Origin of the sequence: Eubacterium barkeri (genome assembly GCF_900107125.1) — a bacterium.
In the GTDB taxonomy this organism is placed as follows: Bacteria; Bacillota; Clostridia; order Eubacteriales; family Eubacteriaceae; genus Eubacterium_O; species Eubacterium_O barkeri.
In genome coordinates this window covers 39,376-53,864 of sequence record NZ_FNOU01000021.1, presented here as the reverse complement: position 1 = coordinate 53,864, position 14,489 = coordinate 39,376, and the positions used below count along the sequence as shown (strand labels likewise).

Sequence of the window (14,489 nt, the reverse complement as noted above, 5' to 3'; positions counted from 1 at the left end):
AGCAAGCTCTTCACCACGGTCATTTTGGCCGTTTAAAACATAGGGCGCAGCCCGAAATGAGCGTAGCCAAAGGCGGAGCGAATGTGCACTGCGACTTATGTTAAGTTATTATTTTGGAGGAAAAATGAGCGAATACATCTTAAATAAACAGTACTTTGTGGACGTGATCAAGGATTTGATTCCCTGGTCCGAAGAACGAAAGGATTATTTTACTGATTTGGACTCTGCCATTGGTGATGGTGACCATGGCATGAACCTGTCCATTGGCTTCCGGGAAGTCGCCAGCCATATCGATGAATGGCAATCGGAAAGTGTTTTCAATCTTTATAAAAAAGTAGGAACCGCCCTTTTAGATAAGGTTGGCGGATCGGCTGGCCCCCTGTACGGCAGCTTTTTCATGAAATTTGGCCTGCCGGTCAAGACTAAGGGCGAGGATGAAGGGGTCACCTTCGACGAATTCATCGACTGCATGGATAAGGGCATTGCCATCATCCAGAAACGTGGGAAATCCACCATCGGTGAAAAAACCATGAATGATACCCTCATGCCAGCCTTAGACGCCCTTAAAGCGGCTAATGCAGCGGGGGATACCCCCAAAGCCGCCATGGCTAAGGCTGTGGAAGCCGGAAAGGTCGGCTTGGAATCCACCCGAAATATTGTAGCTACCAAGGGCCGGGCCATGCGCCTGGGCGAACGGGCCATCGGTCACTTGGACCCCGGTGCTGCTTCTACGGCTGAAATGCTGGAGATTTTTTATAAGAATATGCCCGAATAAGAGAATTATTAAAAAGATACAGTCGAACAGGACAGCCCCTCGATAGAGATGCTGTCCTGTTTTACAATGTCCTGTTATTCATAAAAAGGAGTAGAAATTGAAGCCAATCATTGTAATTCCCATGGGGGATGCAGCGGGGATCGGTCCGGAGATTACGGTAAAAGCTCTGGCTGATCCAATGATTCAGAAAATTGCCCGCTGTGTCGTTGTCGGTGACCGGGAGGTGCTAGAAGATGCCCTTCGTTTCAGCAATGTGGATTTAAGAATCAAATGTATCGAGACCCCTGATACCGGTGATTATAAACCCGGTATCCTCAATTTAATGGACCTTAAAAATATTGATATGAGTACATTAAAAATCGGTGAGATACAGGCGATGACCGGTGGAGCCGCTTATGAATATATCATAAGGGCTACGGCGTTATGTCTTCAGGGTAAAGCAGATGTGCTGACCACCACCGCAATCAATAAAGAGTCTTTGAAACTGGCAAAGGTGCCCTATATTGGGCATACCGAAATTGTTGGAGCATTGACAGGAACCCATAATCCCCTTACGATGTTCCAGGTGAGAAACCTCCGGGTGTTCTTCCTCACCCGACACGTTTCCCTTCGCCGGGCCTGTGATTTGGTCACAAAAGATGCCCTGGCAACCTTCATTGATGCTTGTGTGGAGGCTCTGGGTGTCCTGGGGGTAGATGCCCCGAAACTAGCGGTGGCTGGACTGAATCCCCATAGTGGGGAGCATGGACTCTTTGGAACTGAAGAGGTGGATCAGGTTATACCCGCGGTGGAAGCGGCCCGGGCCAAGGGCATCGATATCGTCGGCCCCATCGGAGCCGATTCTGTATTTTACCAGGGATTAAAGGGGCAGTACGATGCCGTTCTGTCCTTATACCATGATCAGGGCCATATTGCCACGAAGATGGTGGATTTCGAACGGACCATTTCCATTACCTGCGGGATGCCCATCCTGAGGACCTCGGTGGATCATGGCACGGCCCTGGATATTGCCGGAAAGGGGATTGCCAGCCCGGTTAGTTTGATTGAAGCCATTCGTTTAGCGGTGGTATATGCGCCGAAGTTTAAGGGTGGAGGCAATGTTAACAATACAACCATTTAAGTTTTAAATCAGAGGCCTTTACTACACGAGCGCATTCGAGACTGCCACAATCGACTGTGGTAAGAAATTTGTTTACCATTTTGATCTGCGCCATACTCACGTTCCAGTTATGGATACGAATATCTACCGAAATCAACAAGTTGCTGTTTAAAAGTGTATAAAGTTATTGGTTCTTACCCACGCTAAACATCTCTTTTTCTTTTTCCTATGTTATTATAGGCTATTCAACTTTTCGTGTCTACACGTATGTACTAACACTAGCTTAGTCTTTCACTGAAGGATTTACCGAATGAAATTAGTGGAAACAGCGGGCTCTTGCTCCGGATAGGTCAGGCCGACAGCTTTTCCTATTTCAATGCACAGCAGCAGCCAGGCCATGTTGTTACCCAGTGTGCGCATGGTTTGCATGCCTTCAGCATCTTGTACAACCTCTTTCGGCGTTGTGCCGTGGACTTGATTCCAATACTGAGAGCTGACAACCGGCATCCCAGTGATGGTGAAATATTTATTGATCTGATCGAAAGCGGACGAGGCACCGCCTCTCCGACAGCTGACCACTGCAGCTCCAGGTTTGCCGGCAAAGGGGGAATTATTTCCAAATGGGATGAAGAATGCCCGATCCATGAAAGCGGAGAGGGCGCTGGAGGCACCGGCAAAATGAACGGGAGAACCAAAGATGAAACCATCGTATTGGGCGGCTTCTTTAACGAAAACATTGACCGGATCGTCGATGAAGCATTTACCGGTCTTCCGGCACGCACCACAGCCCAGGCAGCCACTGATAGGCTCCTTGCCCAACCAGAAAGAATGGCTCTCAATCCCACGGGATTTCAGAGATTTGGCCACCTCGGTCAATGCGGTGGCAGTACAGCCCTGAGGATGGGGGCTTCCATTAACAAGTAAGACTTTCATGTGAATTCTCCTTCAATTAATTTTTTGCCCATGGAAGGGGATTTTTTCTTAACGGCTGGTTTGCTGTTTACGGTAGTTGATGGGGGATAGGTGATGATACCCTTTAAAGGCCCGGGAGAAAGAGCTGCTTTCCCGGTACCCGCAGTGCAGGGCGATTTCCTCCACCGTCTGGTTGGTATTGGACAACAGTTGGCAGGCCTTTTCCAGTCGGAGTTGGAGGATATAGTCTTTATAATTGACCTTTTCAATTTTATTGAACATCCGGCTCAGGTATGAAGTGGAGATATGCATCTCCTGAGCGATGGATTCCAGAGAGAAGTCGATTTCGGCATCCACATAGTGGCTTATTTTTGTTTTTAGATCAGAAATACGCTCCTCATCAAGGGAAACATAACTGGGATGGAAGGCGTTATAACAACAATGTAGAAACCGCTCCATCAATCGAATTAAAGCTTTGGTTCGGCAGATTGATTTTATACTATGGAGAAAATCATTATAGTTTTGGGATAAGCGGATGACCAGGTCGGCATCTAAATCCCGGGTGAGGGTATAGATGAAATAAGATACGAATTTTTTACAATTCGATAAAGCATCGTCACAATCTATTTCTCCATCTGGAAGAATCATTTCAAGGGTGGTGTCGATCCAGAGATCAATTTCTTTATTGGTACAGCTGATGAAGGTATTAATAAGAGAAAGGTATTGGCTGCTGTTTTTTTTTGTGCCTAAACCCAGACTGGGAACTGGGGTTTGGACCTCGGTGATACTGCTGAGAAGGCAGTCCCAACGCAGAGGCTTCATCATGATTTGTGCATTGGCATTGGTTTGGACCAGTTGTGTTAGTTGGTCGAAATAGGTGTTGGCTGTGAAAAAAATCTGACAATCACTCGTTCTGGGATAGTGGCGTAGGAAAGAAACACAATTGCGATAATTATCCGAACTGATATTGATTAGCACGATGTCATGGGGATAAGTGGTATTCCAAAGGCCCGAGGCGATCCGATAATTGCCAAGATAATTAAGGTCTCCCTCTGAATGGAAGTAACGAGAAAAAACCTGGGATTCAATGTGGTTGAATTCCAATGCGATGATGTTTTTAAGTGTGGCCATACCATCCTCCTTATGATTTTAGAACCGATGGGAATTCAAAATAAAAACAATTTGATTCTGTGTACATCTTAAAACCTGTGGGGTAAAAATCACTGAGATGATCCGCCACAAGTTTTAAAGTGAAAAAGCTGGCTTTGGAAAAGAAAAGCTCTTGTTGGAATAAAGCCTCCTCAGATTTAAAATTGATATCTGGAAATTGAACATAAGAGCAGAAAATCCGTGCCTTTAGTAAGTCTTGTTCCTTGATTATACCCATATTCAGTTGAATTGGGGTATTTGATTGGGATAAACAAGATAAAAAAACATTTGAAACGATAGGCTGGAAACCAGTAATAGGGACCAACTCATGGTCCAGTTTTCTAGGGATATCTAAAAGCAGTTCTACCTGCTGGTCAAAGGTAGTATTAAATAAATCCACCAGTCCAAGGATATCCTCTATCTCTTGGGCCATGGAGATATAATGGGTATCCATGGAGATATTGCGCTTAAACATGGTTGAGAAGGAAAACAAAAGCTCTGCTGTGTTGACCGCATTTTCCAGGATAGCCTGATTATAGATGGTATTAAAGGCTTCGGTGAGGAAGAGTGCGTTATATTGATTCACCATGAGTTTCGACTTCAGCTTGACGTTTTTGCTTTCCAATAATTTTTTTTCCTGCTCCTGCAGCCGCTTCTGTAGAATTTTTTCATAGCTGATTTTAGCAATGTAGTTGGCGATTTCGATGATGAAGGTGGAATAGGATCGAATTTGTTCATAAGACATTCGGGGCGCTGTTTCCAAATGGCGGGTATAAATAGGACCCAGGATGGGATCGGCCAGAATATCGGTCCGTTCTTCACAGAGATAGTCAATTTTTGCGGAATCCTCTGCCTGAAGAAGCATTTGTCCGGTAAAGAGATTGGCGACAGGTTGATCATCAATAATGATGGGGGCGCAAACCTCCACCAAACCAGCGTGGCATTTATAAATACAGGGTTCACCCTTGATGGAGGCTTCCAACCCCCCAAGGGCATCACATTTTATGCAGCGCTGCCGTCGCTTTGGATCTTCTCGAATAGCCAGGCAGATGGGATGGAAGTATCGCTCGGTACTGATAGGGTTTCCACGATAATCAGTAATTAAAGAGCTCATTTTCGTAGCTTTGGTATAGGCGTTCAATATTTTTTCTAATTCATCAATATTGACGATCTCTGCTAAGTTCATGATAAAGTGCGGCATCCCTTTTTCTCCTTTGCCCATATCGTATCAGTCTTGACGACTAATTGTTATCGGTTGGTAGCAAAATAATTCTACTACCTTCTTAAATTAAATGCAAGAAGGTTTACAGTTCCTTAAGTGGATTCAAAATGACAAGAAAACATCATTTCGAGGACAAAAGAGTATCAAGTTTAAACTATTTCAAAACAAAAAAATATCTATCTTAAATTTATTTTAAGCTAAATTGATTTTTCTTGTCATATTGATAATTTTTAACTCACAGTACGGAATAACTCCTGTATTCGATGTCAAAAAATGCAAAGTTTCCCACAATTGTTGCAATGGTTAAAAAAACATGAAGCCAGTACAATTAAATCAATCACTTCTTGCGAGGAGGGGAGTTATGGATGATAAGTTTCAACTCGGGCTGGTCCTGAATATCCAACGGTTTACTGTACACGATGGACCAGGGATCCGCACGGAGATCTTTTTAAAGGGATGTCCCATGCGGTGTACCTGGTGCAGCAATCCAGAATCACAGATTATTCATCCGGAGGTCGGGGTACATGCGGATAAATGTATCGGATGTGGTGCGTGTCTGGCGGCATGCCAGCGGGGGGCCCATATCGTAAAGGATGGTCTGGTGACCGGTATTGATTACAGCCTGTGTGCCTATTGCATGGACTGTGTGAAGGAATGCCCGACGGGGACCCTGAAGGGCTATGGTGAATGGAAATCGGTCAAATCGTTGATGAAGGTCATCGAAGCGGACCGTTCCTATTATAAGAATTCCGGCGGCGGCGTGACCATCTCCGGGGGCGACCCGCTGGTCCAGTGGGAATTTGTCCGGGAGCTGCTTCGCCAATGCAAAAAGAAACGCATCAACACCTGTGTGGAAAGCGAGCTGTATTGTCGCCAACACGTCTTAGATGAAATCCTGCCCTATGCGGATCTCATCATCTCGGATATCAAGCACATCGACCCGGAGGTCCATAAGGGCTTTGCAGGTGTGAGTAATGCGCTGGTCCTCGAAAACATCAAGCATGTGGTGGATTGCAAGGTACCGCTCATCCTGCGGATTCCCATCGTTCCGGGCTACAATGACGATGAGGCCAATATCCGGGGGACGGCGGCATTCATCCAGAAGGAGCTGGGCAATCGCATTGTGCAGCTGCAGCTCCTGCCCTTCCGGCCCATGGGCGAGGATAAATACCTTTCCCTGGGACGGGAATACCCCATGGAGGGCCAGAAGCAGATTGATGCCAAGGTGTACATGCCGGCCAACCGGCACATCGCTGAGATTTTCAGGGAATACGGCGTACCGGTGGAAAATGGTGCCGATAATCTGAATGCAGAGATGGTTGCCGGCGGTAAGCGCTAAAGACAGAGTGGCACCTGGTGCCAAAAGAAAGGGGATGAGGGAATTGGCAGGAGAAGGTCGGCGGATTTTTACATCGGAATCCGTCACAGAAGGCCATCCCGATAAGGTGTGTGATATCCTGTCGGACTCCGTATTGGATGCCCTGCTCCGGGAGGATCCGGAAGCCCGGGTGGCCTGTGAAGTGACTGCGTCCACTGGACTTATCCACGTCATGGGCGAAATTACCACCACGGCGCACATTGATTACGACGCCGTTGTCCGGGAGGCCCTGGTGGGCATCGGATACGATGGTGAGGAAAGCGGCCTTGATGGCCGGCATTGTGGCGTGATGGTCAGCCTCCACGCGCAGTCACCGGATATCGCCCGGGGCGTGGATTTGGCCCAGGATTCCAAAAGCCTGGGGGCCGGGGACCAGGGCATGATGTTCGGCTATGCCTGTGATGAGACCGAGGCCTTCATGCCTCTGCCCATCCACTATGCCAATGCTTTGACCAAGCGGTTGGCGGCGGTGCGCAAGCAGGGAATCTTAGATTATCTGAAGCCGGATGGGAAGGCCCAGGTTTCGGTGCGCTATGGCGACCATGGTCCCATAGCCGTGGAGACCATCGTGGTGGCGGCCCAACATCGGCCGGAAATCAGCCCCTCCCGCATCCGTCGTGAGATGATCGCGGCGGTGATTGAGCCGGTGGTGCCGGATATCCTGCTGGGCGAGGATGTCCGCATCCTGGTCAATGCCACGGGGCGCTTCGTCCTGGGGGGACCGGGTGCGGATACGGGATTGACCGGCCGGAAGATCATCGTGGATACCTACGGCGGCTATGCCCGCCACGGCGGCGGCGCCTTCTCCGGGAAGGATCCCACCAAGGTGGACCGCACCGGCAGCTATGTCGCCCGGTACCTGGCCAAGAATATCGTTGCGGCGGGCCTGGCTCGAAAATGTGAAATCCAGCTGGCCTATGCCATCGGCGTGGCCAAGCCCGTATCCCTTTATGTGGATACCTTCGGGACGGCACAGGGACACAGTGATGCCGCCATCGCCGGACGCATTGCCCAGGGCTTTGATTTAAGGCCCCAGGCCATCATTGAACGCTTAGGACTGCGGCGCCCCATTTATGCCCAGACCGCCAGCTATGGCCACTTCGGCCGGCTGGATCTGGACTTGCCCTGGGAAGCCGTGGATTTAGGGGATTTATTTTAAACGGGTCGTAAGACCCTGGTTGAAACGTTAAAAAACTGCAGTTGCAGATAATTTTTAAAAACTAATGGAGGTTTTATTATGAGTTGGAACATGAATGATCAGGATGTCAGCAAAATCGTGTCTCGTATCTTGGGGGAGATGCAGGGATCAAAACCAGCGGCTGTCAAGGATGAAAGCCGTCCCGATTTCTACAAGAATTTCGTTCCCAATGAAGTCTTAGGCGAAGGTGGGTGTGAACCCTTCGATACCGACTACGGCCTGATGGACTCCTCAGTCTTATCGACCTTGGGACCCAGCCCCTATCCGAGAGTGAATCGGATTCTCAAACGGGTACACGAAATCGAAGAAACCGTAGATGAAGAACGGGCCATGCTTTTCACCGAAGCCCATAAAAAACTGGGTGCCGGCGGCTCTGTGATTCTGAAGAATGCTAAGATCTTAAACCACATCCTCCAGAACATGACCATCAACATCTATCCGGACGAACTCATCGTTGGTGAAATGGGCGCACCGGCGCGTTTCTCACCCATCTACCCGGAATTCTCCTATGACTGGATCGTGGATGAGCTCCAGAACTCACCCTGGGCAGACCGTCAGTCTGACCGTTTCGCCTGCTCCGAAGAAACCAAGAAGAACCTGCTCTCCATCGCCGACTATTGGGAAGGCCAGAACTTAAAGGATCAGCTGGAACAGTTCTTAAGCGAAGAAGTTTTAATCGGTTCTTCCTTAGGCAATACCGCTCCCGTCCACTTCCCGAATCTGTACATGTACGGCGGCATCGGCCACTATACCATGGACTTTGACGGCGTGCTCAAATGCGGCCTCAAGGGCGTGAAATGCCACGTTGCCCGCTGCCTGACCAGCTTAGGTGAAGACAGCATCGATACCCAGGAAGGTCTGGAAAAACGGGAATTCTATACCGCCACCTTAATCGCACTGGAAGCCGGCTCCATGTGGATCCGCCGCTACGCCGCTCTGGCCAAGGAAATGGCCGATCAGGAAGCCGATGTCGAACGGAAGAAAGAACTCCTGAACATCGCCGAAAACTGTGAATGGATCTCCGAAAACCCGGCCCGCAACCTGTGGGAAGCTATGCAGCTCATGAACTTCATGGTGGAACTGGTCCTCATCGAATCCAATGGCCACTCCATCTCCTACGGCCGTTTCGACATGATCTTAAATTCCTACTACGAAGCCGATATGAAGGCTGGTCTCATCAAAAAGTCCTTCGCATCTCAGCTCATCGAGTGCTTCTATGTGAAGATCTTCGAACTGCGTAAATTAAGGGACGAACAGACCGCGACCCTCAACTCCGAAGTAGGCATCGGCGGCTCCTGCCTCCTCTGCGGCGGCGTCAATGAAAAGGGTGAAGATGCCACCAATGATATGACCTATCTGTGTATCGAAGCCTATAACCATACCCGTCTCACTGACCCCTGGTTCGCAGCCCGTTGGTTCGAGGATGCACCCTGGGAATACAAGGTGAAATTAGTGGAATCCATTAAGATCGGGACGGGCCAGCCGAAGCTCTTCAACGATGGCGGCGTTATCCCCACATTGATTGCCAATGGCCTCACCGTTGAAGAAGCCCGTGACTACACCGTCGTCGGCTGCGTCGAAGTGGAAGTCGCCGGGAAGACCTACGGTGCCCACGATGCCGATTACTTCAACATGGCCCGTGTTCTGGAATTCGCCATCAATAATGGGAAGACCGTCGAAGGCGAGCAGGTATCCATCGACACCGGCAGTATCGCCACCTTCAAGAATATGGACGAAGTCATGGCTTCCTTCGAAACTCAGATGAAATATTGGGTCAACCGCATGGCCGCCTTCATGAATGCCACCGAAATCATGCATGCCCGGATTAAACCTCTGCCCTTCGCATCCTGCATGATCGACGATTGTATCGATAAGGCGAAAGACCTGACCCAGGGCGGGGCCAAGTACAACTTCGCTGGTCCTCAGGGTGTTGGGATCGCATCCGTCGCCGATGGTCTGTCCACCATTGAACAGATTATTTTCGATGAAAAACGCGCCACCGGTGCCGAACTCCTGGATGCCCTGAGCAAGAACTGGGCAGGCTATGAAGAATTATACCGCTATATCAACAGCGAACAGGTCCATCACTATGGTAACGATGATGACTACGCGGATAAATATGCGACCTATGCAGCAGACGTATACTGTGATGAAGTCAGCAGCCACAATTGTACCCGTGGTGGCAAAATGATCCCCGGGATCTATTCCGTCTCCGGTAATGTCGGCATCGGCCTGACCCAGGGAGCCTCCATTGATGGCCGTATGGCCCAGGAAGCCCTGTCCAACAGCTTAGGGCCAGTGCATACCAAGATTGGATGCCATGATGTCACCGGACCCACCGCCATGGGGAATTCCGCCAATAAGATCGACCATCAGAAGGCCGGAAATGGCACCCTGATGAACGTCCGCTTCAGCCCTGCCTGCGTGGCCGGTGCCAACGGAACCGAAAACTTTATCAATTACATCGATGGCTATTTCCATAAGGGTGCCCAGCACTGCCAGTTCAACATCGCCAACACGGAAATGCTGAAGGATGCTCAGAAGCATCCGGAAAACTACCCGGGCCTCTTAGTTCGTGTTGCCGGATATTCCGCTTACTTCGTACGGATGACCAAGGCCCTCCAGGACGACCTCATCGGCCGGAACTCCTACGATAATTTCAACTAGGATACCGTTTATCGATCAATACACACACCTCGTGATGGGGCATTCCGCTATCCGGAATGCTCCATCCTGAATAAAGAGATAGGAGATTATAATGCAGAATGAAGCTTTAGGCATGATTGAAACCAAAGGGATGGTGGGCTGTATCGAAGCCGCCGATGCCATGGTGAAATCCGCCAATGTCGAGCTGACGGGCTATGAGATGATCGGCTCCGGTCTGATTACTGTTATGGTCCGAGGTGATGTCGGTGCGGTAAAAGCCGCCGTCGATGCTGGTGCCGCCGCTGCGGACAAGGTTGGACAGGTGGTTTCGGTCCACGTCATCCCCCGTCCCCATCCCGATGTAGAAAAAATGCTACCGAAGTTTGAATCGGTTTAATGTGAGAGGAAGAAGCCATGAAAGAAGAATTAATGAGCCAATTAATGGAAGAAGTGATGAAGAAGATTGATACGGCAGAAGCAGCCGACTGCTGTCCGAAGCCCGTTGCCAATTGCGGCCTGACTGAATTTGTTGGAACTGCCATGGGCGATACCATCGGATTCGTCATCGCCAATGTAGATGCCAGCCTCCACGAAGCCATGAAGCTGGATGCCAAATACCGTTCCATCGGGATTTTATCCGCCCGGACCGGTGCCGGCCCCCATATCTTTGCGGCGGACGAAGCCGTTAAAGCCACCAATACCGAAATGGTCATCTGTGAAATGGCCCGTGATACCAAGGGCGGTGCCGGACACGGCTCCCTCATCATCTTTGGGGCAGAGGATGTATCCGATGCCAAGCGCGCCGTCGAGGTGGCCCTGGCCGACTTAAACCGCACCTTCGGAGATGTCTACGGCAACGATGCCGGTCATCTGGAATTCCAATACACCGCCCGTGCCTCCTTCGCCTGCAACATGGCCCTGGGCGCACCCATCGGCAAGGCCTTCGCCATCATCGTCGGCGCACCCGCCGGGATTGGTGTTCTTATGGCAGATGCCGCTTTAAAGGCAGCCAATGTGGAGCTCATCGGCTTTGCATCACCGGATAACGGTGGGACCAAGTACTCCAACGAAGGCATGATCTTCATTTCCGGGGATGCCGGCGCTGTCCGTCAAGCCGTCTACGCCGCCCGTGAAATCGGACTGCCTTGCCTGAACGCCCTGGCCGGTCCCGCAGCCAGTATGACGACCCCTTATATCTAAGCACCGCAAAATGGAGGCGTGAAATGGAATTAAATATTAAAGACATCGAGAAACTGGTGAAACAGGTGGTTGATCAACTCGGGGATACAGAAGCGCCCCAAGGGGAAGCAGCGGAACCAAAATGGGGCATCTTCGAAACTATGGAAGAAGCCATCGAAGCGGCATGGGCGGCCCAGCGCGAATATATGCGGTGCAGCCTGGCCACCCGCCGCAAGGTCATCCAGGCCATCCGGGATACCATGATGCAAAAGGATCACATGGAAACCATCTGCGGCATGGCCGTAGAGGAAACCGGCATGGGCAATTATCAGGATAAGCTGGTCAAGCATGAACTGGCATCTCTTTATACGCCGGGTGTCGAGGACCTGAAAGCAGAATGCATGACCGGCGATGACGGCCTCACCCTGCTGGAACTCTCTCCCTTCGGGGTCATCGGAGCCATCACGCCGACGACCAACCCCAGCGAAAGCCTGATCAATAACGGGATTTCAATGCTGGCGGGGGGGAACACTGTCGTGTTCTCACCCCATCCCAAAGCCGTGCAGACCTGCCACTATACCCTGAAGCTCATCAATCAGGCCATTTATGAAGCCAGTGGCCTGTGCAACCTGATGGTGACTACCGCCAAACCCACCATCGAAAGCGCAGATGCCATGATGGTCCATCCCAAGATCAACATGCTCTGCGCCACCGGCGGCCCTGGAGTGGTCAAGGCCGTGCTCCAATCCGGTAAGAAGGCCATCGGTGCCGGTGCGGGGAATCCCCCGGCCCTGGTGGATGAAACCGCCGATATTGAAAAAGCCGCCAAGGACATCGTCGATGGCTGCTGCTTTGATAATAATATGCCCTGTATTGCAGAAAAAGAAGTCGTCGTGGTGGATGAGGTGGCGGATTACCTCATCTTCAACATGAAGAAGCATGGCGCCTTCGAGCTGAAGGACCGGAAGGTCATTGATGCCCTGGCTGAAATGGTATTCCCCGGCGGCCGTTTAAGCCGGGAATTCGTGGGCAAGGATGTCCACTATATCGGTGCTGCCGCGGGGATCGAGGTTCCCAGGGAAGCCCGCTGCCTCATCATGGAGGTCCCCAGGGATCACCTGCTGGCCGTGGAAGAGCTGATGATGCCCATCCTGCCCGTCATCCGGGTCAAGGATGTGGATGACGGCATTGATGTGGCCTGCGACTTAGAACATGGCAACCGCCACACGGCCACCATGCACTCTAAAAATATCGATAAGCTTTCTGAAATGTCCAAGCGGATCCAGACCACGATTTTCGTGAAGAACGGTCCCTCCTTTGCTGGCCTGGGTGTCGGCGGGGAAGGCTTTCCGACCTTCACCATCGCCGGACCTACCGGCGAAGGCCTGACATCAGCTAAATCCTTTGTCCGTCGCCGGCGCTGCATTTTAAGCGGCGGATTCGAAATCAAATAATATTTTTCAATTACTTTCCCAACAAAAGAAAGCCAAAACCAACACTTTGGCTTTCTTTTTAGCCAGTAGGGAATGGAGGAAACGATGCGATACATTCGAGAATATGCAAACAAGCTTTCCACTGCGGAAGATGCGGTCAAGGTCGTGAAATCCGGGGATTGGGTGGATTATGGATGGACCACCGGAACGGCCCGGTTCACGGATGCCGCTCTGGCCAAACGAATCGAGTCAGAGAACCTCACGGATCTTAAATTCCATGGGGGGATTTTGATGTGGGAGCCAGAGATCTTCAAGCTGGAGGATCCCGGAGCCCACCTGGTCTGGAATTCCTGGCATTTAAGCGGCATCGAACGCCGGGCGGTGCAGAAGGGCTTTGCCTATTACTGCCCCCTGCGTTATTCGGAGCTGCCCCGGTATTACCGGGAGAATATCGACCCCGTGGATGTGGCCTTCTTCCAGGTAGCGCCCATGGATGCCCACGGGTATTTCAATTTTGGACCCAACGCGTCCCATATGATGGCCCTTTGCGAAACCGCCAAGGTCATCGTTGTCGAAGTCAATAAGAATATGCCCCGCTGCCTGGGCGGGGTGGAAGAAGCCATCCATATCTCCCAGGTGGACTACATCGTTGAGGGGGACAACCCGCCCATGGCCGAAATGGGGGCGGGCAAGGCCGGCGAGGTGGACCGAAGGGTCGCCGAGCTCATTGTGCCGGAAATCCCCAATGGGGCCTGCCTCCAGCTGGGTATCGGGGGGATGCCCAACGCCGTGGGAGCCCTCATCGCCGAGTCGGACCTCAAGGACCTGGGTGTCCATACGGAGATGTTCGTGGATGCCTTTGTGGATATCACCGAGGCGGGGAAGATCAATGGCTCAAAAAAAGCCATCGACCGCTTCCGCCAGACCTATGCCTTTGGGGCGGGCACCCAAAAGCTCTATGACTTTTTGGATGAAAATCCCCAGTGTATGGGGATGCCCGTGGACTATACCAACGATGTTCGGGTCATCTCGCAAATCGACAACTTCATGTCCATCAACAATGCGGTGGACATCGACCTCTTCGGCCAGGTGAACGCAGAATCTTCGGGCTATCATCAGATTTCAGGGGCCGGCGGCCAGCTGGACTTTGTCCTGGGGGCCTATCTGTCTAAGGGGGGTAAAAGCTTCATCTGCTGCTCCTCCACCTTTAAAACCCGGTCCGGCGAACTGAAATCACGGATCCTGCCCATCTTAAAGCCTGGGTCCACGGTGACGGATACCCGACCCAACACCCACTATGTGGTCACAGAATATGGGAAGGTGTGCCTTAAAGGCATGTCCACCTGGCAGCGGGCGGAAGCCCTGATCTCCATCGCCCATCCCCAATTCCAGGAGGAACTCATCCGGGAGGCCGGGAAGATGAAGATTTGGCGGCGAAGCAACAAATAAGTCCCAACCTGAAGGATTCAGGGGATATTCGATTGTAAGGAGAGAAGGA

At 51.1% G+C, this 14,489-nt stretch carries 12 protein-coding genes; 9 read left to right on the top strand and 3 right to left on the bottom strand.

What is annotated here, in order from left to right:
- The first annotated feature begins 124 nt into the window (after positions 1–124).
- Positions 125–775 (top strand): dihydroxyacetone kinase subunit DhaL, encoded by a 651-nt coding sequence (dhaL, locus tag BLU30_RS11465; RefSeq protein WP_090246523.1) that lies wholly within the window; start codon positions 125–127, stop codon positions 773–775.
- A 97-nt stretch (positions 776–872) separates the two neighbouring features.
- Entirely contained in the window at positions 873–1,895 is a 1,023-nt protein-coding gene (gene pdxA, locus BLU30_RS11460; protein ID WP_090246521.1) for a 4-hydroxythreonine-4-phosphate dehydrogenase PdxA, read from the top strand.
- 282 nt (positions 1,896–2,177) lie between these two features.
- Here the strand turns inward: pdxA and BLU30_RS11455 are convergent, their stop codons facing one another.
- Genes BLU30_RS11455 through BLU30_RS11445 form a run of 3 tightly spaced genes read right to left on the bottom strand, consistent with a single transcriptional unit; the run spans position 2,178 to position 5,136 of the window.
- The gene (locus BLU30_RS11455) at positions 2,178–2,807 is read right to left on the bottom strand and encodes a flavodoxin family protein (protein ID WP_090246520.1); all 630 of its coding nucleotides are present in this window, start codon (positions 2,805–2,807) and stop codon (positions 2,178–2,180) included.
- Positions 2,808–2,855: 48 nt separating this feature from the next.
- Positions 2,856–3,917, bottom strand: a complete 1,062-nt coding sequence (locus tag BLU30_RS11450; RefSeq protein WP_090246518.1) for a helix-turn-helix domain-containing protein — start codon at positions 3,915–3,917, stop codon at positions 2,856–2,858.
- Positions 3,918–3,927: 10 nt separating this feature from the next.
- On the bottom strand, positions 3,928–5,136 hold the full coding sequence (locus BLU30_RS11445; RefSeq protein WP_176770922.1) for a PocR ligand-binding domain-containing protein: 1,209 nt from the start codon (positions 5,134–5,136) through the stop codon (positions 3,928–3,930).
- A 382-nt stretch (positions 5,137–5,518) separates the two neighbouring features.
- Between BLU30_RS11445 and BLU30_RS11440 the strand changes: the two genes are divergently transcribed.
- The 7 genes from BLU30_RS11440 (at position 5,519) to BLU30_RS11410 (ending at position 14,440) form a co-directional block, all read left to right on the top strand.
- Entirely contained in the window at positions 5,519–6,496 is a 978-nt protein-coding gene (locus BLU30_RS11440) for a glycyl-radical enzyme activating protein (protein WP_176770921.1), read from the top strand.
- Between the two features lie 43 nt (positions 6,497–6,539).
- The gene (gene metK, locus BLU30_RS11435) at positions 6,540–7,694 is read left to right on the top strand and encodes a methionine adenosyltransferase (protein WP_242873576.1); all 1,155 of its coding nucleotides are present in this window, start codon (positions 6,540–6,542) and stop codon (positions 7,692–7,694) included.
- A 78-nt stretch (positions 7,695–7,772) separates the two neighbouring features.
- A complete protein-coding gene (locus BLU30_RS11430; protein WP_090246512.1) occupies positions 7,773–10,400 on the top strand; it encodes a glycyl radical protein in 2,628 nt (875 codons plus the stop codon).
- A gap of 91 nt (positions 10,401–10,491) precedes the next feature.
- Positions 10,492–10,776: a BMC domain-containing protein gene (locus BLU30_RS11425; RefSeq protein WP_090246510.1), complete on the top strand. Its 285-nt coding sequence runs from the start codon at positions 10,492–10,494 to the stop codon at positions 10,774–10,776.
- Positions 10,777–10,793: 17 nt separating this feature from the next.
- Positions 10,794–11,579, top strand: a complete 786-nt coding sequence (gene pduB / locus BLU30_RS11420; protein ID WP_090246508.1) for a propanediol utilization microcompartment protein PduB — start codon at positions 10,794–10,796, stop codon at positions 11,577–11,579.
- Between the two features lie 23 nt (positions 11,580–11,602).
- Positions 11,603–13,012: an aldehyde dehydrogenase family protein gene (locus BLU30_RS11415; RefSeq protein ID WP_090246506.1), complete on the top strand. Its 1,410-nt coding sequence runs from the start codon at positions 11,603–11,605 to the stop codon at positions 13,010–13,012.
- 84 nt (positions 13,013–13,096) lie between these two features.
- Positions 13,097–14,440 carry a butyryl-CoA:acetate CoA-transferase gene (locus BLU30_RS11410; protein ID WP_090246505.1) on the top strand — a complete coding sequence of 448 codons (1,344 nt, stop codon included), beginning with the start codon at positions 13,097–13,099 and terminating at the stop codon, positions 14,438–14,440.
- Positions 14,441–14,489 lie beyond the last annotated feature (49 nt).